A 15,926-nucleotide genomic window follows, 5' to 3' on the forward strand; every position below is an offset into this window, starting at 1 on the left:
ATGCATCGCCGATGGTAGTGTGGGGCTTCCCCATGTGAGAGTAGGTCATCGTCAAGATTCATTTCGCAAAACCCCTATCTGCGCGAGCAGGTAGGGGTTTTGTCTTTCCGGCGTCTGGCAGCCGCGCCCCCCTCCTGTAGGAGCGGCCTTGCGCCGCGATCGGCCGCGAAGCGGCCGCAAAACCTGCATCCTCGATCACCCGGGTACACCGCGCCCGGGGTCTACGCCCCCTTCGCGGCACAAGCCCGCTACATAAAAGTGGGTTACCGTTATGGCTATCTCCCACAATTCGAGTCAGAACACTAGAATAGAGCCCATTCCTCCATCCAGATGTCTGATATGCCCAACCCTGCCGACTCCGAAACGCTGGCTCAATTGCCGCTGGAAAAGCTCGTCGCCTGCCATGAGTGCGACCTGCTGATGCGCAAGCCAACGTTGCAGAATGACGAAAAGGCGCATTGCCCGCGTTGCGGTTACGAGCTATATGCCCACCGTCATAACGTGGTCAACCGCAGCCTGGCCCTGGTGATCACCGCGCTCCTGCTCTATGTGCCCGCCAACTTCCTGCCCATCATGCAGTTGCACCTGCTCGGCCAGACGTCCGACGACACTGTCTGGAGCGGTGTGGTTGGCCTGTATAACTCGCAGATGCGCGGTGTTTCCGTGGTGGTGTTCCTGTGCAGCATGGCGATCCCATTGCTCAAGCTGCTCTGCCAGTTGCTGGTATTGCTGAGCATCCGCCTGGACGTCGGGCGCAGTCATGGCCTGCTTTTCTATCGTGTCTATCACCACCTACGTGATTGGGGCATGCTCGAGGTGTATTTCATGGGGGTGCTGGTTGCGATCGTCAAACTGGTCGATCTGGCTGAGCTGACCATAGGGCTTGGCCTGTTCTGTTTCATCAGCCTGTTGCTGGTCCAGGTGTGGCTGGAAGTCGTCATGTCGCCGCACCAGATCTGGAGTGCATTGTCGGGGGAGGATGAGCATGCGGGCGATTGATGCAGGCATCCTGGTCTGCAATGAATGCCATGAGCTCAACCGGCAGGCGCCTGGAGGTGAATCGCAGACCTGCACCCGTTGCGGGGCGATCGTGCATGCGCGCCGGCCCAACAGTATCGTGCGCACCTGGGCGTTACTCATCACGGCGACCATCCTCTACATACCTGCCAACGTCTTGCCGATCATGACGGTGAGCGCGCTGGGGCAGGGCAGCCCAGACACGATCATGTCCGGCGTCATCACCCTGCTCAAGCACGGCATGCTGCCCATTGCTGCCGTGGTGTTCATCGCCAGTATCCTGGTGCCCACCTTCAAGCTGGTAGGGATCGGGCTGCTGCTTTACTCGGTGCAGCGACATCAGCCCCTGTCGGCAAGGCAGAGGATATTGATGTACCGCTTCATCGAATTCATCGGGCGCTGGTCCATGCTGGATATTTTCGTCATTGCCATCCTGGTGGCGGTGGTGAATTTCGGTCGCATCGCCAGCGTCGAAGCCAACCTGGGCGCCGTCGCTTTCGCCTCTGTGGTGATTCTGACGATGCTCGCTGCTTTAACTTTCGATCCCCGACTGATCTGGGATAACACGGAGTCGGATGACGACCATGAGTGACATGCCTACGGCTAAAACCCGCCCAGCCTCGAACTGGTCGGCCATCTGGATCCTGCCGCTGATTGCCTTGGTGATCGGTGGCTGGCTGGCCTGGCAGGCCTACCGTGATTCCGGGGTGGATATCCAAGTGCGTTTCCTGTCCGGTGAAGGCATCGTCGCCAACAAGACCGAAGTTATCTACAAAGGCATGTCGGTCGGCAAGGTGAAGACCCTGGTGCTCGATGCGGAGGGCAGCAACACCGGTGTCATCGCCACCATCGAGATGAACAAGGCCGCCGAGCCGCACCTGACCACCGGCACGCGCTTCTGGCTGGTCAAACCCAGCGTCAGCCTGGCGGGGATCTCCGGCCTGGAAACCTTGGTATCGGGCAACTACATCGCGGTCAGCCCTGGTGAGGGCGAGAAGACCAAGCGCTTCACTGCCTTGTCGGAGGCGCCGCCGCTGTCCGACACCGAGCCAGGCCTGCACCTGACCCTCAAGGCGGACCGCCTGGGCTCGCTCAACCGCGACAGCCCCGTCTTCTACAAGCAGATCAAGGTCGGCCGGGTGAAGAGCTATCGCCTCTCCGAAGACCAGGACACCGTCGAGATCAAAGTCTTCATCGAGCCTGCCTACGCCAACCTGGTGCGTAAGCACACGCGTTTCTGGAACGCCAGCGGCATCAGCATCGATGCGGACCTGTCGGGCGTGAAGCTGCGCAGCGAGTCTCTGGCCAGCATCGTGGCCGGTGGCATCGCCTTCGCGACTCCCGAGCATCGCCGGGACAGCCCGCCCACCGATCCGACCCTGCCGTTCCGCCTGTACGAAGACTTCGACGCGGCCCAGGCCGGTATTCGCATCAAGGTCAAGCTGACGGACTACGAGGGCCTGCAGGCCGGTCGCACGCCGGTCATGTACAAAGGTATCCAGGTCGGTTCGCTCAAGACCATGAAGATCGCCGATGACCTGAGCAGCGCCACTGCCGAATTGACCCTGGACCCATTGGCCGAAGACTACCTGGTCGAAGGCACGCAGTTCTGGGTGGTCAAGCCGTCCATTTCGCTGGCGGGTATCACCGGCCTGGAAGCCTTGGTCAAAGGTAACTACATTGCCATCCGCCCCGGCGAGAAGGGCGCCAAGCCCCTGCGTGAATTCGAGGCGCGCGCCAAGGCGCCGCCGCTGGACCTCAAGGCGCCGGGCCTGCACATGGTGTTGTTCGCCGAGAACCTGGGCTCGCTCGAAATCGGCAGCCCGGTCATGTATCGCCAGGTCAAGGTCGGTAGCGTGCAGAGCTACCAGTTCGCCCGTAACAGCAAGCGGATCCTGATCGGCGTACATATCGAGAAAGAGTACGCCAACCTGGTCAATGGCTCCTCGCGCTTCTGGAACGCCAGTGGCATCACTCTGTCTGGGGGCTTGTCTGGGATCAAGGTCAAGAGTGAGTCGTTGCAGACGCTCATGGCCGGAGGCATCGCCTTCGATACACCGAAGCCGGACGTGCCACTCAAGCGTCATATTCCGCGCTTCCGCCTGCACGAGAACCAGGAAGCCGCAGACCGCGCTGGCACCCTGATCACCATTCGCGTCGATCGCGCCGATGGTCTCAAGCCCGGTACGGCGATTCGCTTCCGCGGCCTGGACGTGGGGAGCGTCGAAAGCGTCGACCTCACCGCTGACCTGCAAGCCGTGCTGCTGCGTGCGCGCATCACCCAGGCGCAGGCGCGCATCGCCCGTGCCGGCACTCAGTTCTGGGTGGTCAAGCCCGCCTTCGGCCTGGTGCGCACCGAAAACCTCGACACCCTAGTGGGAGGGCAGTACTTGGAGGTGTTGCCGGCTATCAAGGACAAGGGCCCCCAACATGACTTCATCGCGTTGCCTGAAGCCCCCGAGGTGGCCGGCCCGGTGGTCGGGCTGCCGCTGACCCTCAGTGCGCCCCGGCGTGGCTCGATCAAGCCAGGCGTACCGGTGACCTATCGCGAAGTTACTGTCGGCAAGGTCACTGGCTTCGAATTGGGGCAGATGGCAGACCGCGTACTGATCCACATCCTTATCGAGCCGCGCTATGCGGCCCTGGTGCGCGGTGGCAGCCGCTTCTGGAACAGCAGTGGCTTCGGCTTCGACTGGGGCCTGTTCAAGGGGGCAACGGTGCGTACCGAGTCGCTGGAGACGTTGATCGATGGTGGCATCGCCTTCGCCACGCCGGAAGGCGAGCAGATGGGCAACCCGGCCCGGCCGCAGCAGACCTTCGCCTTGTTCGACAAGCCCGAGGATGAGTGGCTGAAGTGGGCGCCGAAGATCCAGGTCGGCAAGTAAGACGAGAGGGCCGCTCCTACACAGGGGGGGCGACACTGAATTGCGGGCAATAAAAAACCGACCCTAGGGTCGGTTTTTCGACAAGCGCGTCGCTTAGGCAGCTGCAGCTTCTTTCAGTGCCTTGATGTGGCCATTCAGACGGCCTTTGTGGCGAGCAGCCTTGTTCTTGTGGATGATGCCCTTGTCGGCCATACGGTCGATTACAGGCACAGCCAGGATATAGGCGGCTTGCGCTTTTTCGGCGTCTTTTGCGTCGATGGCCTTGACTACATTCTTGATGTAGGTGCGGACCATGGAACGCAGGCTGGCGTTGTGGCTGCGACGCTTCTCAGCCTGTTTTGCACGTTTCTTGGCGGAAGGTGTGTTGGCCACCGTCGAGCTCCTCGAAAGACTTTAGGTAAATAGCAAACAAAATAGGCCGCGAATCATGCCGATCAGTCGAACGGTTGTCAAGGCCACCTTGAGGGTTCCGCCGAGCGGTGCGCAAGCGAGAAGGAAGGATTTCTTTCTGCGCAGCGACCTGTAAACTCGGGAGTTTTGGCTTCCCCGTCAAAAGGCGCGGAAGTATCGCATATTCGGGCGCTTTCTGGCAGCGCCCTCCGTCTCAGGCGCGAATTTTTTCCATGAACCTGCTCAAATCCCTGGCCGCCGTCAGTTCCATCACCATGATTTCCCGGGTGCTCGGGTTCATACGCGATACCATCCTGGCCCGTGTATTCGGCGCCGGCATCGCCACCGATGCCTTCTTCATCGCGTTCAAGCTGCCCAACCTGCTGCGGCGGATCTTCGCCGAAGGGGCCTTCTCCCAGGCGTTCGTGCCGATCCTGGCCGAGTACAAGACCCAGCAGGGCGAGGAGGCCACCCGGACCTTCATCGCCTACATCAGCGGCCTGCTGACCCTGGTCCTGGCCGTGGTCACGGCCCTGGGCATCCTCGCCGCGCCCTGGATCGTCTGGGTGACGGCACCTGGCTTCGTCGACAGCGCCGAGCGCTACGAACTGACCACGGCCCTGTTGCGGGTGACCTTTCCTTATATATTGCTGATCTCGCTGTCCTCGCTGGTGGGGGCGATCCTCAACACCTGGAACCGCTTTTCCGTCCCCGCGTTCACGCCGACCTTGCTGAACGTGGCGATGATCGCCTTCGCCGTGTTGCTCACGCCGTACTTCGACCCGCCGATCATGGCCCTGGCCTGGGGCGTGTTGGCCGGGGGACTGGCGCAGTTGCTGTACCAGCTGCCGGCGCTGAAGAAGATCGGCATGCTCGTGCTGCCACGGGTGAGCCTGCGCGATACCGGCGTCTGGCGGGTGCTCAAGCAGATGTTGCCGGCCATCCTCGGCGTTTCCGTCAGCCAGATCTCGCTGATCATCAACACCATCTTCGCGTCGTTTCTGGTGGCAGGCTCGGTATCGTGGATGTACTACGCCGACCGGCTCATGGAACTGCCCTCGGGCGTGCTGGGGGTGGCTCTGGGCACCATCCTGCTGCCCACCCTGGCCAAGACCTACGCCAACCGCGACCGCCATGAGTACTCGCGGATCCTCGACTGGGGGCTGCGCCTATGCTTCCTGCTGGTGCTGCCCTGCACCTTGGCCCTGGCGATCCTCGCCGAGCCGCTGACCGTGGCGCTGTTCCAGTACGGCAAGTTCACCGCGTTCGACGCGGCCATGACCCAGCGCGCGCTGATCGCCTATTCGGTCGGCCTGCTGGCGATCATCCTGGTCAAGGTACTGGCACCGGGCTTCTATGCGCAGCAGAATATCCGCACGCCGGTGAAGATCGCGATCTTCACCCTGGTCTGCACGCAGCTGCTCAACCTGGCGCTTATCGGCCCGCTGCAGCATGCCGGGCTTGCCTTGGCCATCAGCCTCGGTGCCTGTCTCAATGCCGGCCTGTTGTACTGGAAGCTGCGCAGCCAGCAGCTGTTCCAGCCGCAGCCGGGCTGGGCGATGTTCCTGTTCAAGCTGGTGCTGGCAGTTGCACTGATGTCCGGTGTGCTGCTGGCCGGCATGCATTACCTGCCGGCCTGGGAGCAGGGCGGCATGCCCGAGCGGTTCCTGCGCCTGGGGGCGTTGATCCTGGCGGGCGTGGTGACTTATTTCGGTTGCCTGTACCTGTGCGGTTTCCGGCCCCGGCATTTCGCTCGCAAGGCCTTGCACTGAGGCCGATGGCGGGCCAGGCGTCGGTTTTTCGAATTCCACGCCGCCCTGTGGCGCTGCTGCCTGTCACCGGCGCCCGGGTGTGGTTATAATCGGCCACTTTATGAGCAAGAAGCGCGTTATGCAGCTGGTTCGAGGTCTTCACAACCTGCGCCCCGAGCATCGGGGCTGTGTCGCCACCATTGGCAACTTCGACGGGGTTCACCGTGGCCACCAGGCAATCCTGGCGCGCCTGCGTGAGCGTGGGCAGGCGCTTGGCCTGCCCACGTGCGTGGTGATCTTCGAGCCGCAACCACGCGAATACTTCGCCCCCGACACCGCACCGGCACGCCTGGCTCGCCTGCGTGACAAAATCGAGCTGCTGGCCGCCGAAGGCATCGACCGGGTCCTGTGCCTGGCCTTCAACCAGCGCCTGAGCAAGCTCAGTGCCGACGAGTTCGTCAAGGCGATCTTGGTCGACGGCCTGGGCGTGCGCCACCTCGAGGTGGGCGACGACTTCCGCTTCGGCTGCGACCGCGCCGGCGACTTCGCCTTCCTGGTCGAGGCCGGCAAGCACTACGGCTTCACCGTCGAAGCCGCCAACACAGTGATCCAGGACGGCCTGCGCGTTAGCAGCACCGAGGTGCGCAAGGCGCTAGCCGATGGCAACTTCGAGCTGGCCGAGCACCTGCTGGGCCGCCCGTACCGTATTACCGGTCGTGTGCTGCACGGGCAGAAGCTGGCCCGCCAACTCGGCACGCCGACCGCCAACATCCAGCTCAAGCGCCGCCGCGTGCCGCTGTCCGGGGTCTACCTGGCCAGCATCGAGATCGATGGCAAGGCCTGGCCGGGTGTCGGCAATATCGGGGTGCGCCCCACCGTCGCTGGCGACGGCCGGCCGCACCTCGAGATTCATCTACTGGATTATGCCGGCGATCTCTATGGCCGGCGCCTGACGGTGGAGTTCCACCACAAGCTGCGCGAGGAGCAGCGTTTCGCCTCCCTGGAGGCGCTGAAGTCGGCGATCGACGCGGACATCGCCGCCGCACGTGCCCACTGGCACGCTCAACCGCTAACGAAGAGCCTGAAATGACCGACTACAAAGCCACGCTAAACCTTCCGGACACCGCCTTCCCGATGAAGGCCGGCCTGCCTCAGCGCGAACCGCAGATCCTGCAGCGCTGGGACAGCATTGGCCTGTACCAGAAGCTGCGCGAAATTGGCAAGGATCGTCCGAAGTTCGTCCTGCACGACGGCCCGCCCTATGCCAACGGCAAGATCCACATCGGTCATGCGCTGAACAAGATCCTCAAGGACATGATCGTCCGCTCCAAGACCCTGTCGGGCTTCGACGCGCCCTACGTACCGGGCTGGGACTGCCACGGCCTGCCGATCGAGCACAAGGTCGAGGTCACCCACGGCAAGCACCTGGCCGCCGACCGCACCCGTGAGCTGTGCCGCGAGTATGCCGCCGAGCAGATCGAAGGGCAGAAGACCGAGTTCATCCGCCTGGGTGTGCTGGGTGACTGGAACAACCCCTACAAGACCATGGATTTCGCCAACGAGGCCGGTGAAATCCGCGCCCTGGCCGAAATGGTCAAGCAAGGTTTCGTGTTCAAGGGCCTCAAGCCTGTGAACTGGTGCTTCGATTGCGGTTCGGCCCTGGCCGAGGCCGAGGTCGAGTACGCCGACAAGAAGTCCCAGACCATCGACGTGGCCTTCCCGGTCGCCGACGATGCCAAGCTGGCCGCGGCCTTCGGCCTGGCCTCGCTGGCCAAGCCGGCCGCCATCGTGATCTGGACCACCACCCCCTGGACCATTCCGGCCAACCAGGCCCTGAACATCCACCCGGAGTTCAGCTATGCCCTGGTCGACACCGGTGAGCGCCTGCTGGTGCTGGCCGAAGAGCTGGTCGAGTCGTGCCTCAAGCGCTACAACCTGGAAGGCTCGGTGCTGGCCACCGCCCCGGGCTCCGCGCTGGAACTGATCAATTTCCGCCACCCGTTCTATGATCGCCTGTCGCCCATCTACCTCGCCGACTACGTCGAGCTGGGCGCCGGTACCGGCGTGGTCCACTCGTCGCCTGCCTACGGTGAAGACGACTTCGTCACCTGCAAGCGCTACGGCATGGTCAACGACGACATCCTCACCCCGGTGCAGAGCAACGGTGTGTACGTCGAGTCGCTGCCGTTCTTCGGCGGCCAGTTCATCTGGAAGGCCAACCCGGCCATCGTCGACAAGCTGAGCGAAGTCGGCGCGCTGATGCACACCGAGACCATCAGCCACAGCTACATGCACTGCTGGCGCCACAAGACCCCGCTGATCTACCGCGCCACCGCCCAGTGGTTCGTCGGCATGGACAAGCAGCCAAACACCGGCGAGCCGCTGCGCGAGCGTGCCCTCAAGGCCATCGAGCAGACCAAGTTCGTCCCGTCCTGGGGCCAGGCGCGCCTGCACGCGATGATTGCCAATCGCCCTGACTGGTGCATCTCGCGCCAGCGCAACTGGGGCGTGCCGATCCCGTTCTTCCTGCACAAGCAGACCGGTGAGCTGCACCCGCGCACCGTCGAACTGATGGAAGCCGTGGCCAAGCGCGTCGAGAAAGAAGGCATCGAGGCCTGGTTCAAGCTCGACGCCGCCGAACTGCTCGGTGACGAAGCCGGCCAGTACGACAAGATCAGCGACACCCTGGACGTGTGGTTCGACTCCGGCACCACCCATTGGCACGTGCTGCGTGGCTCCCACGACATCGGCCATGCCACTGGCCCGCGCGCCGACCTGTACCTGGAGGGCTCCGACCAGCACCGTGGCTGGTTCCACTCTTCCCTGTTGACCGGTTGCGCCATCGACAACCACGCGCCATACCGCGAGCTGCTGACCCACGGCTTCACCGTGGACGAGAGCGGCCGCAAGATGTCCAAGTCGCTGGGCAACACCATCGAGCCGCAGAAGGTCAACGACACCTTGGGTGCCGACATCCTGCGCCTGTGGGGCTCGGCCACCGACTATTCCGGCGAGATGGCGGTTTCCGAGCAGATCCTGCAGCGCAGTGCCGACGCCTACCGTCGTATCCGCAACACCGCACGCTTCCTGCTGTCGAACCTGTCCGGCTTCGATCCGGCCCGCGACCTGCTGCCGGCCGACGACATGCTGGCCCTGGACCGTTGGGCCGTCGACCGCACCCTGCTGCTGCAACGCGAGCTGGAAGAGCACTACAGCGAGTACCGTTTCTGGAACGTCTACTCCAAGGTGCACAACTTCTGCGTCCAGGAGCTGGGTGGCTTCTACCTCGACATCATCAAGGACCGCCAGTACACCACCGGCGCCAACAGCGTCGCCCGCCGTTCCTGCCAGACCGCGCTGTACCACATCAGCGAGGCGCTGGTGCGCTGGATCGCACCGATCCTAGCGTTCACCGCCGACGAAATCTGGCAGTACCTGCCGGGCGAGCGCAACGAATCGGTCATGCTCAACACCTGGTACCAGGGCTTGTCCGAGCTGCCTGAAGGCTTCGAGCTGGATCGCGCCTACTGGGACCGCGTCATGGCCGTCAAGGCAGCGGTCAACAAGGAACTGGAGAACCAGCGTGCGGCCAAGGCCATCGGTGGCAACCTGCAGGCCGAAGTCACTCTGTTCGCCGAGGAAGGCCTGAGTGCCGACCTGGCCAAGTTGGGCGACGAGCTGCGCTTCGTGCTGATCACCTCAGCCGCCAGCGTGGTGCCGTTCGTCCAGGCGCCGGCCGATGCCGTGACAACCGAGGTCGAAGGCCTCAAGCTGAAGGTCGTCAAGTCCGGCCATGCCAAGTGCGGCCGTTGCTGGCACTTCCGCGCCGACGTCGGCAGCCATCCGGAGCATCCGGAAATCTGCAGCCGTTGCGTAGACAACCTCAGCGGTTCCGGTGAGGTGCGCCACTATGCCTAACCCTGCAGCGGGGCGCTTCGGGCGCCTTGCCTGGCTCTGGCTGAGCCTGGTGGTGCTGGTCCTGGACCAGGCCACCAAGGTCTACTTCGAAGGGGCCTTGAGCCTGTACCAGCAGATCGTGGTCATTCCCGACTACTTCAGCTGGACCCTGGCCTACAACACCGGCGCTGCGTTCAGCTTCCTCGCCGACAGCTCCGGCTGGCAGCGCTGGTTGTTCGCTCTGATCGCCTTGGTGGTCAGCGCCGTGCTGGTGGTCTGGCTCAAGCGCCTGGGGCGAGGCGAGACCTGGCTGGCCGTTGCCCTGGCCTTGGTGCTTGGCGGTGCGCTGGGCAATCTGTACGACCGTATCGTGCTGGGCCACGTGGTCGACTTCATCCTGGTGCACTGGCAGAACCGTTGGTATTTCCCGGCCTTCAACCTGGCCGACAGCGCAATCACCGTTGGTGCGGTGATGCTGGCGCTGGATATGTTCAAGAGCAAGAAGTCCGGAGAGCCTGTCCATGACTGAGACCCGTATCGGCCAGAACACCGAAGTCACCCTGCACTTCGCGCTGCATCTGGAAAACGGCGACACCGTCGACAGCACCTTCGACAAGGCGCCAGCCACGTTCAAGGTCGGCGACGGCAACCTGTTGCCTGGCTTCGAGAATGCGCTGTTCGGCTTCAAGGCCGGCGACAAGCGTACCCTGACCATCGCCCCGGAGAACGCCTTCGGCCAGCCGAACCCGCAGAACGTGCAGGTCATGCCACGTTCGCAGTTCACTGACATGGAGCTTTCCGAAGGCTTGCTGGTGATCTTCAACGATGCCGCCAACGCCGAACTGCCAGGTGTGGTCAAGGCGTTCAATGACGATCAGGTCACCATCGACTTCAATCACCCACTGGCCGGCAAGACCCTGACCTTCGAGGTGGATATCCTCGAGGTCAAGGCCCTGTGAGCCTGGAGCCGAGCATGCAAATCAAACTCGCCAACCCTCGCGGCTTCTGTGCGGGGGTGGACCGGGCGATCGAGATCGTCAATCGTGCCTTGGAAGTCTTCGGCCCGCCGATCTATGTGCGCCATGAAGTGGTGCACAACAAGTTCGTGGTCGAAGACCTGCGCAATCGTGGCGCCATCTTCGTCGAAGAGCTCGATCAGGTGCCCGACGACGTGATCGTCATCTTCAGCGCCCACGGCGTTTCCCAGGCCGTGCGCCAGGAAGCTGCCGGCCGTGGCCTGAAGGTATTCGACGCCACCTGCCCGCTGGTGACCAAGGTGCACATCGAAGTGGCCAAGTACAGCCGCGACGGCAAGGAGTGCATCCTCATCGGCCATGCCGGGCACCCGGAAGTCGAAGGCACCATGGGCCAGTACGATGCCAGCAATGGCGGCGCCATCTACCTGGTGGAGGACGAGGATGATGTCGCCAAGCTTCAGGTCCGCGACCCGGAGCACCTGGCCTTCGTCACCCAGACCACGCTGTCGATGGACGACACCAGCCGCGTCATCGATGCCCTGCGCGAACGCTTCCCGCATATCGGTGGCCCGCGCAAGGACGACATCTGCTATGCCACCCAGAACCGCCAGGATGCCGTCAAGCAACTGGCCGACGAATGCGACGTGGTACTGGTGGTCGGCAGCCCCAACAGCTCCAACTCCAACCGCCTGCGTGAGCTGGCCGAGCGCATGGGCACCCCGGCCTACCTGATCGACGGTGCCGAGGACATGCAGCAAGGCTGGTTCGACGGTATCGTTCGTATCGGCATCACCGCTGGCGCTTCGGCCCCTGAGGTGCTGGTGCGTGGCGTCATCGAACAGCTGCGCGCCTGGGGCGCCACCGGAGCTGAAGAGCTCGATGGCCGTGAGGAGAACATCACGTTCTCCATGCCCAAGGAACTGCGGGTCCGCTCGCTGATCTGATCAGGCGCCTGCGCACCGTGACGGCTCGTTCGACACGGTGCGCAGGTCGACCCTGCCGCTGGGGGCCAGCACTATCCAGTAACGGCTCGCCTGCGCTGAGCTGGGGCAGACTTCCAATGTTCCGCCCAGGAACCCACCGTTGCCTCGCAGCGGTACGCCCAAGCCACTGAACTTCACTTCCTTGCCCAGGTTGCTGGCGATACTCAGCTTGTGCGCCAGGCGTTGCTCGCGCAGTGATTGGGTGTTGTGCGCCAAGCGTGTTCGCCATCCCTTGCCCCAATCACCCTCCAAGGGTTCAACCAACACTGTTTGCTGCTGCAGCAAAGCGTGGCTGCGTGCGTTGCGCAGGGCTTGTGCCAGGTCCCGTGCTGCAGCGGCTCGGTGTAGGTCGTCGCTGAGCTGGTTGTAGGCAGGTAAACCCACGTTTGCCAGAAGGCTGGCCAACGCCAGCGCGCACATCATTTGTATCAGTGTTACACCACGTTGCTTCACCGTGCATTCCTCCCTGGAAGTGCTTCGCTGTAGCTTCAAGGTCGATGGGCGGGGCGTCCAGTCGGCCAGGGCGAAGTGCAGAGGCAGGAAATTTCCCAGGAGGGATGAGTGGAGGCGAGGGAGCGCGGGATGACGCTGCTGGAAGTGTTGCTGACGATAGTGGTTCTGGCGCTCGGCTTGTTTGCCGCGGCAGCCCAGCAAATGCGCGGATTACAGGCCCTCGATGAGGCGCGGCGCGAGGCCCAGGCGGTGTTCTTGGCACAGGGGGTGTTGGAGCGGAGTAGGGCAGCGGGCACCCTGGCGCCGGGCGAGCAAGACGCCTGGCAGGCGAGGCTCGTCCAACTGCTGGGGGCTTCAGCGCAAGGGCGCGTAACGGGAGTGGGCCAGGGCCTGGTGGTCGAGGTCCATCACGCAGGCCGGCTGCTCGTCAGCCTGCAAGGCAAGGCCAGGCCATGAGCCGCCCCCAGGCCGGCTTCGGTTTGCTCGAAGCGCTGCTGGCGTTGGCGATCGGGTTGATGTTGCTGGGGGCAGCGAGTCAGGTATTCGTCTCGGCCTACCAGGCTTGGCAAGTGCAATCGGTAGCTGCCCGATTGCAGGACGATGCCCGCCTCGCATTGCAACGAATGGCCCAGGACATCCGCATGGCCGGCATGTTCGGCTGTTTGCGCCAAGATGCCATCGATTTCCAAAGCCAGGCCGCTGCCGAGGCGTTCGCCCAGCCGTTGCAGATCACCCAGGCCGCAGATGGGCGCCTCGAGACCCTGGGCCTGGTGGGGGAACAGTTGCCAGGTTCCGGGCGCCAGCCCGACTGGGTATTGCTCACGGACTGCCAGAGCTGGGCCCAGGTCAGGCATCGACGCCCGCCGGACAGCGGGGCGGCATTGGTGATTCCCATCCAGCGCGTCACCTATCAATTGCATGGCGACACTTTGAGGCTTGGGCGCGCGGGCCAGGCGCAAGCCTTGATCGACCGGGTGCGAGACCTGCGGGTGGCCCTGGTGCCGACCCGTCAGGGTGGTCGGGTCGACCTGCAGCTCACATTGTTCGACCCGCAATACCAGGTCGAGCTGCGGCACGAGATGAGCATTGCCCTGCGTAACGGGGTGCCCGACGCATGAAGCGCCAACGTGGCATTGCCCTACTGGCGGGCCTGGTGCTTAGCCTGTTGGCCGGTTTGCTGGCCGCCTCGGCCCTGCGCGATGCCCTGGTGCAGGCCCGCATGACCGGGCAGTTACGGGCCAACGCCCAGGCCTTGGAGCAGGCCGAGGCAGTCTTGCTGGAGGGCAGGGCACGGCTGCTGCTGGCGCCACCCGTGCCGTGCCAGCCCTGTCGACCACCTGCCGATGCCCACGACGTGCGAGGCGGGGAGCCTGGCTGGCAACCCGCAGAGCAAGGCTTCTTCCTGCTGCAGAACTTGGGCGAAAGTACCTTGGTCGCGCACCTGCCCGATGATGCCCGGGCGCGCCTGTATCGAGTGACCGCCGTCAGCCGCCAACAGCAGGCGCGGCTCGTGCTGGAGGCAGTCTATGCCCTGCAACCGGGCCCCAATGCCTCACTTCAGCGCGTCCTGTGGCGCCAACGCTTGAGGGAGCCGTGACATGCAGCGAGGCCTGAGCCTGATCGAGTTGTTGATTGTAGTGGCCGTCAGCGGCATTCTGGCAGCCATTGCCTACCCCAGTTACAGCGACCAGCTCAGGCGTGCCGCGCGAAGTGAAGTGGTCGGCCTGCTGCAGGACGCAGCCCTGCGCCTGGAGCGCCATCGTGCGCGCACGGGCCGCTACGCAGGTTCCGACCCTCAGCTACCGCCATTGCCTGCCGGCAGCCGCTACTACAGCGTGCAGGTGCAGCGCGACGACGACAGCTTCCGTCTGCTCGCCAGGCGCCAGCCCGATGGGCTGATGGCCGACGACCGCTGCGGCGACTACCAGCTCGACCATGCCGGCGTGCGTGACAACCCAGGCGCTGGCGCGACGGCGGAAGGTTGTTGGGGGTATTGAAGGCCAGGTTTTTATTTCAGGTAGTGGATCGACAGATGAGCAAGCAAGTAGTGATTGTCGGTGGCGGTGTGATCGGCCTGTTGACTGCGTTCAACCTGGCGCCGAAGGTCGACCGGGTGGTGGTCTGTGATCAAGGCGAAGTCGGGCGCGAGTCGTCCTGGGCCGGTGGCGGTATCGTCTCGCCGCTCTACCCATGGCGCTACAGCCCGGCGGTGACCGCTCTGGCGCACTGGTCTCAGGACTTCTACCCGCAATTGGGCGAGCGGCTGTTCGCCACGACCGGAATCGACCCTGAAGTGCACACCACAGGCCTGTACTGGCTGGACCTGGACGACGAAGCCCAGGCACTGGCCTGGGCCCAGCGCGAGCAGCGGCCGCTGAGCGCCGTGGACATCTCGGCGGCCTACGACGCCGTGCCGGTACTCGGCCCCGGCTTCAAGCGCGCCATCTACATGGCAGGCGTGGCCAACGTGCGTAATCCGCGGCTGGTCAAATCGCTCAAGGCTGCCTTGCAGGCCCTGCCCAACGTGACCCTGCGCGAGCACTGCGCGGTCACTGGGTTCCGGCAGGAGAAGGGGCGGGTAACCGGTGTCCAGACCGCCCAAGGTGTGCTGGAGGCTGATGATGTGGTGCTCAGCGCAGGTGCCTGGAGCGGCGACCTGCTCAAGACCCTGGGGCTTGCGTTGCCGGTCGAGCCGGTCAAGGGCCAGATGATCCTGTTCAAGTGCGCCGAAGACTTCCTGCCGAGCATGGTGCTGGCCAAGGGACGCTACGCCATTCCGCGTCGCGATGGGCATATCCTGGTCGGCAGTACCCTGGAGCATGCCGGCTACGACAAGACGCCCACCGGCGAGGCGCTGGAGAGTCTCAAGGCGTCCGCAGTGGAGCTGTTGCCCGCGCTGGCCGATGCCACCGTGGTGACGCACTGGGCAGGCCTGCGCCCAGGGTCGCCTGAGGGCATTCCCTATATCGGGCGCGTGCCAGGGCATGACGGGCTGTGGTTGAACTGCGGTCATTACCGCAACGGGCTGGTGCTGGCACCGGCATCATGCCAGCTGTTCGCCGACCTGCTGACCGGCAGCGAGCCGATCATCGACCCGGCGCCGTATGCGCCAGGTTCGCGTCTGGTTCCTTGATGGCAGAGCGGGTAAACCTGCCTCCACACAACAACCTGTGGGAGCGGGCTTACCCCGCGATTGGACCATCCCGCCAAGCATCAACGCTGCGAGCCAGGCCCTTGTTCCAGGTGCGCCTGGCTGCAATACCAGTCGCTACCCAGCCGCAGGGCGCGGTCATTGGGCAGGTGTACGCCGCAATGGGCGCAGCGCACCATTTTCAGCGGGTCGTCGAGCTTCGGCTCGGCAGGGGAATGTTGGCTGGCCTTGAACTTGCGCCACAGCCAAAACGCAGCGGCGATCAGGGCGATCCAGAAAAGTAGACGAACCATGGTGTCCAGCTTGTCGAGAATGAAGAGCGACAGTCTAGGGCGGCGCCAACAAAAAAGGGAGGCCTTGGGCCTAATGCTGCTCAGTTAAGTAATTGGGGCTGCTATGCAGCCCATCGCGGGACAAGCCCG

The 15,926-nt window shown here is 63.8% G+C and carries 17 protein-coding genes; 14 read left to right on the forward strand and 3 right to left on the reverse strand.

Annotation, left to right across the window (positions count from 1 at the left end):
- Nucleotides 1-339: 339 nt before the first annotated feature.
- Genes ACNFG0_RS16935 through ACNFG0_RS16945 form a run of 3 tightly spaced genes read left to right on the forward strand, consistent with a single transcriptional unit; the run spans nucleotide 340 to nucleotide 3,902 of the window.
- Entirely contained in the window at nucleotides 340-999 is a 660-nt protein-coding gene (locus ACNFG0_RS16935; RefSeq protein ID WP_196144471.1) for a paraquat-inducible protein A, read from the forward strand.
- On the forward strand, nucleotides 986-1,609 hold the full coding sequence (locus tag ACNFG0_RS16940) for a paraquat-inducible protein A (protein ID WP_196155803.1): 624 nt from the start codon (nucleotides 986-988) through the stop codon (nucleotides 1,607-1,609). The genes ACNFG0_RS16935 and ACNFG0_RS16940 overlap by 14 nt, the downstream gene beginning before the upstream one ends.
- Nucleotides 1,602-3,902, forward strand: coding sequence for an MlaD family protein (locus ACNFG0_RS16945; protein ID WP_416765712.1), 2,301 nt, complete (start codon nucleotides 1,602-1,604; stop codon nucleotides 3,900-3,902). The genes ACNFG0_RS16940 and ACNFG0_RS16945 overlap by 8 nt, the downstream gene beginning before the upstream one ends.
- A 93-nt stretch (nucleotides 3,903-3,995) precedes the next feature.
- Here ACNFG0_RS16945 and rpsT read toward each other — a convergent pair whose 3' ends face one another.
- A complete protein-coding gene (gene rpsT / locus ACNFG0_RS16950) occupies nucleotides 3,996-4,274 on the reverse strand; it encodes a 30S ribosomal protein S20 (protein WP_023382471.1) in 279 nt (92 codons plus the stop codon).
- A gap of 251 nt (nucleotides 4,275-4,525) precedes the next feature.
- On the opposite strand from rpsT, the gene murJ reads away from it, so the two are divergent.
- From murJ to ispH, 6 genes are all read left to right on the forward strand, one after another.
- Entirely contained in the window at nucleotides 4,526-6,064 is a 1,539-nt protein-coding gene (gene murJ / locus ACNFG0_RS16955) for a murein biosynthesis integral membrane protein MurJ (RefSeq protein WP_196144468.1), read from the forward strand.
- Between the two features lie 118 nt (nucleotides 6,065-6,182).
- The gene (ribF, locus tag ACNFG0_RS16960) at nucleotides 6,183-7,133 is read left to right on the forward strand and encodes a bifunctional riboflavin kinase/FAD synthetase (protein WP_416765714.1); all 951 of its coding nucleotides are present in this window, start codon (nucleotides 6,183-6,185) and stop codon (nucleotides 7,131-7,133) included.
- Nucleotides 7,130-9,961: an isoleucine--tRNA ligase gene (gene ileS / locus ACNFG0_RS16965; RefSeq protein WP_416765715.1), complete on the forward strand. Its 2,832-nt coding sequence runs from the start codon at nucleotides 7,130-7,132 to the stop codon at nucleotides 9,959-9,961. Before ribF ends, ileS begins: the two co-directional genes overlap by 4 nt.
- Nucleotides 9,954-10,469, forward strand: coding sequence for a signal peptidase II (gene lspA, locus ACNFG0_RS16970; RefSeq protein ID WP_196144465.1), 516 nt, complete (start codon nucleotides 9,954-9,956; stop codon nucleotides 10,467-10,469). The genes ileS and lspA overlap by 8 nt, the downstream gene beginning before the upstream one ends.
- Nucleotides 10,462-10,899 (forward strand): FKBP-type peptidyl-prolyl cis-trans isomerase, encoded by a 438-nt coding sequence (fkpB, locus tag ACNFG0_RS16975; RefSeq protein ID WP_416765717.1) that lies wholly within the window; start codon nucleotides 10,462-10,464, stop codon nucleotides 10,897-10,899. Before lspA ends, fkpB begins: the two co-directional genes overlap by 8 nt.
- A 14-nt stretch (nucleotides 10,900-10,913) precedes the next feature.
- Nucleotides 10,914-11,861 carry a 4-hydroxy-3-methylbut-2-enyl diphosphate reductase gene (gene ispH, locus ACNFG0_RS16980; RefSeq protein ID WP_416765718.1) on the forward strand — a complete coding sequence of 316 codons (948 nt, stop codon included), beginning with the start codon at nucleotides 10,914-10,916 and terminating at the stop codon, nucleotides 11,859-11,861.
- Here ispH and ACNFG0_RS16985 read toward each other — a convergent pair whose 3' ends face one another.
- The gene (locus ACNFG0_RS16985) at nucleotides 11,862-12,353 is read right to left on the reverse strand and encodes a GspH/FimT family protein (protein ID WP_416765720.1); all 492 of its coding nucleotides are present in this window, start codon (nucleotides 12,351-12,353) and stop codon (nucleotides 11,862-11,864) included.
- 108 nt (nucleotides 12,354-12,461) lie between these two features.
- Here ACNFG0_RS16985 and ACNFG0_RS16990 point away from each other — a divergent pair, with 108 nt between their 5' ends.
- From ACNFG0_RS16990 to thiO, 5 genes are read left to right on the forward strand one after another with little or no spacing between them, the layout of a single operon-like run.
- On the forward strand, nucleotides 12,462-12,809 hold the full coding sequence (locus tag ACNFG0_RS16990; RefSeq protein ID WP_196144461.1) for a prepilin-type N-terminal cleavage/methylation domain-containing protein: 348 nt from the start codon (nucleotides 12,462-12,464) through the stop codon (nucleotides 12,807-12,809).
- On the forward strand, nucleotides 12,806-13,471 hold the full coding sequence (locus ACNFG0_RS16995) for a PilW family protein (RefSeq protein ID WP_196155811.1): 666 nt from the start codon (nucleotides 12,806-12,808) through the stop codon (nucleotides 13,469-13,471). Before ACNFG0_RS16990 ends, ACNFG0_RS16995 begins: the two co-directional genes overlap by 4 nt.
- Entirely contained in the window at nucleotides 13,468-13,950 is a 483-nt protein-coding gene (locus ACNFG0_RS17000; RefSeq protein WP_416765722.1) for a hypothetical protein, read from the forward strand. Before ACNFG0_RS16995 ends, ACNFG0_RS17000 begins: the two co-directional genes overlap by 4 nt.
- A gap of 1 nt (nucleotide 13,951) precedes the next feature.
- Nucleotides 13,952-14,350 carry a type IV pilin protein gene (locus tag ACNFG0_RS17005; protein WP_196144458.1) on the forward strand — a complete coding sequence of 133 codons (399 nt, stop codon included), beginning with the start codon at nucleotides 13,952-13,954 and terminating at the stop codon, nucleotides 14,348-14,350.
- Between the two features lie 35 nt (nucleotides 14,351-14,385).
- On the forward strand, nucleotides 14,386-15,486 hold the full coding sequence (thiO, locus tag ACNFG0_RS17010; RefSeq protein ID WP_416765723.1) for a glycine oxidase ThiO: 1,101 nt from the start codon (nucleotides 14,386-14,388) through the stop codon (nucleotides 15,484-15,486).
- An 80-nt stretch (nucleotides 15,487-15,566) separates the two neighbouring features.
- Here thiO and ACNFG0_RS17015 read toward each other — a convergent pair whose 3' ends face one another.
- Nucleotides 15,567-15,797: a PP0621 family protein gene (locus tag ACNFG0_RS17015; RefSeq protein WP_196144456.1), complete on the reverse strand. Its 231-nt coding sequence runs from the start codon at nucleotides 15,795-15,797 to the stop codon at nucleotides 15,567-15,569.
- Nucleotides 15,798-15,926 lie beyond the last annotated feature (129 nt).

Source organism: Pseudomonas sp. NY15372 (assembly GCF_048068215.1).
GTDB classification, from domain to species: domain Bacteria; phylum Pseudomonadota; class Gammaproteobacteria; order Pseudomonadales; family Pseudomonadaceae; genus Aquipseudomonas; species Aquipseudomonas guariconensis_A.

What these genes read in the sequence shown, in the direction of transcription:
- ACNFG0_RS16945 (WP_416765712.1), top strand. Translation starts at nt 1,602, where the DNA reads ATGAGTGACATGCCTACGGCTAAAACCCGCCCAGCCTCGAACTGGTCG.
- lspA (WP_196144465.1), top strand. Translation starts at nt 9,954, where the DNA reads ATGCCTAACCCTGCAGCGGGGCGCTTCGGGCGCCTTGCCTGGCTCTGG.
- thiO (WP_416765723.1), top strand. Translation starts at nt 14,386, where the DNA reads ATGAGCAAGCAAGTAGTGATTGTCGGTGGCGGTGTGATCGGCCTGTTG.
- fkpB (WP_416765717.1), top strand. Translation starts at nt 10,462, where the DNA reads ATGACTGAGACCCGTATCGGCCAGAACACCGAAGTCACCCTGCACTTC.
- murJ (WP_196144468.1), top strand. Translation starts at nt 4,526, where the DNA reads ATGAACCTGCTCAAATCCCTGGCCGCCGTCAGTTCCATCACCATGATT.
- ACNFG0_RS16940 (WP_196155803.1), top strand. Translation starts at nt 986, where the DNA reads ATGCGGGCGATTGATGCAGGCATCCTGGTCTGCAATGAATGCCATGAG.
- ribF (WP_416765714.1), top strand. Translation starts at nt 6,183, where the DNA reads ATGCAGCTGGTTCGAGGTCTTCACAACCTGCGCCCCGAGCATCGGGGC.
- ACNFG0_RS17005 (WP_196144458.1), top strand. Translation starts at nt 13,952, where the DNA reads ATGCAGCGAGGCCTGAGCCTGATCGAGTTGTTGATTGTAGTGGCCGTC.
- ACNFG0_RS17015 (WP_196144456.1), bottom strand. Translation starts at nt 15,797, where the DNA reads ATGGTTCGTCTACTTTTCTGGATCGCCCTGATCGCCGCTGCGTTTTGG.
- ACNFG0_RS17000 (WP_416765722.1), top strand. Translation starts at nt 13,468, where the DNA reads ATGAAGCGCCAACGTGGCATTGCCCTACTGGCGGGCCTGGTGCTTAGC.
- ACNFG0_RS16995 (WP_196155811.1), top strand. Translation starts at nt 12,806, where the DNA reads ATGAGCCGCCCCCAGGCCGGCTTCGGTTTGCTCGAAGCGCTGCTGGCG.
- ACNFG0_RS16935 (WP_196144471.1), top strand. Translation starts at nt 340, where the DNA reads ATGCCCAACCCTGCCGACTCCGAAACGCTGGCTCAATTGCCGCTGGAA.
- ispH (WP_416765718.1), top strand. Translation starts at nt 10,914, where the DNA reads ATGCAAATCAAACTCGCCAACCCTCGCGGCTTCTGTGCGGGGGTGGAC.
- ileS (WP_416765715.1), top strand. Translation starts at nt 7,130, where the DNA reads ATGACCGACTACAAAGCCACGCTAAACCTTCCGGACACCGCCTTCCCG.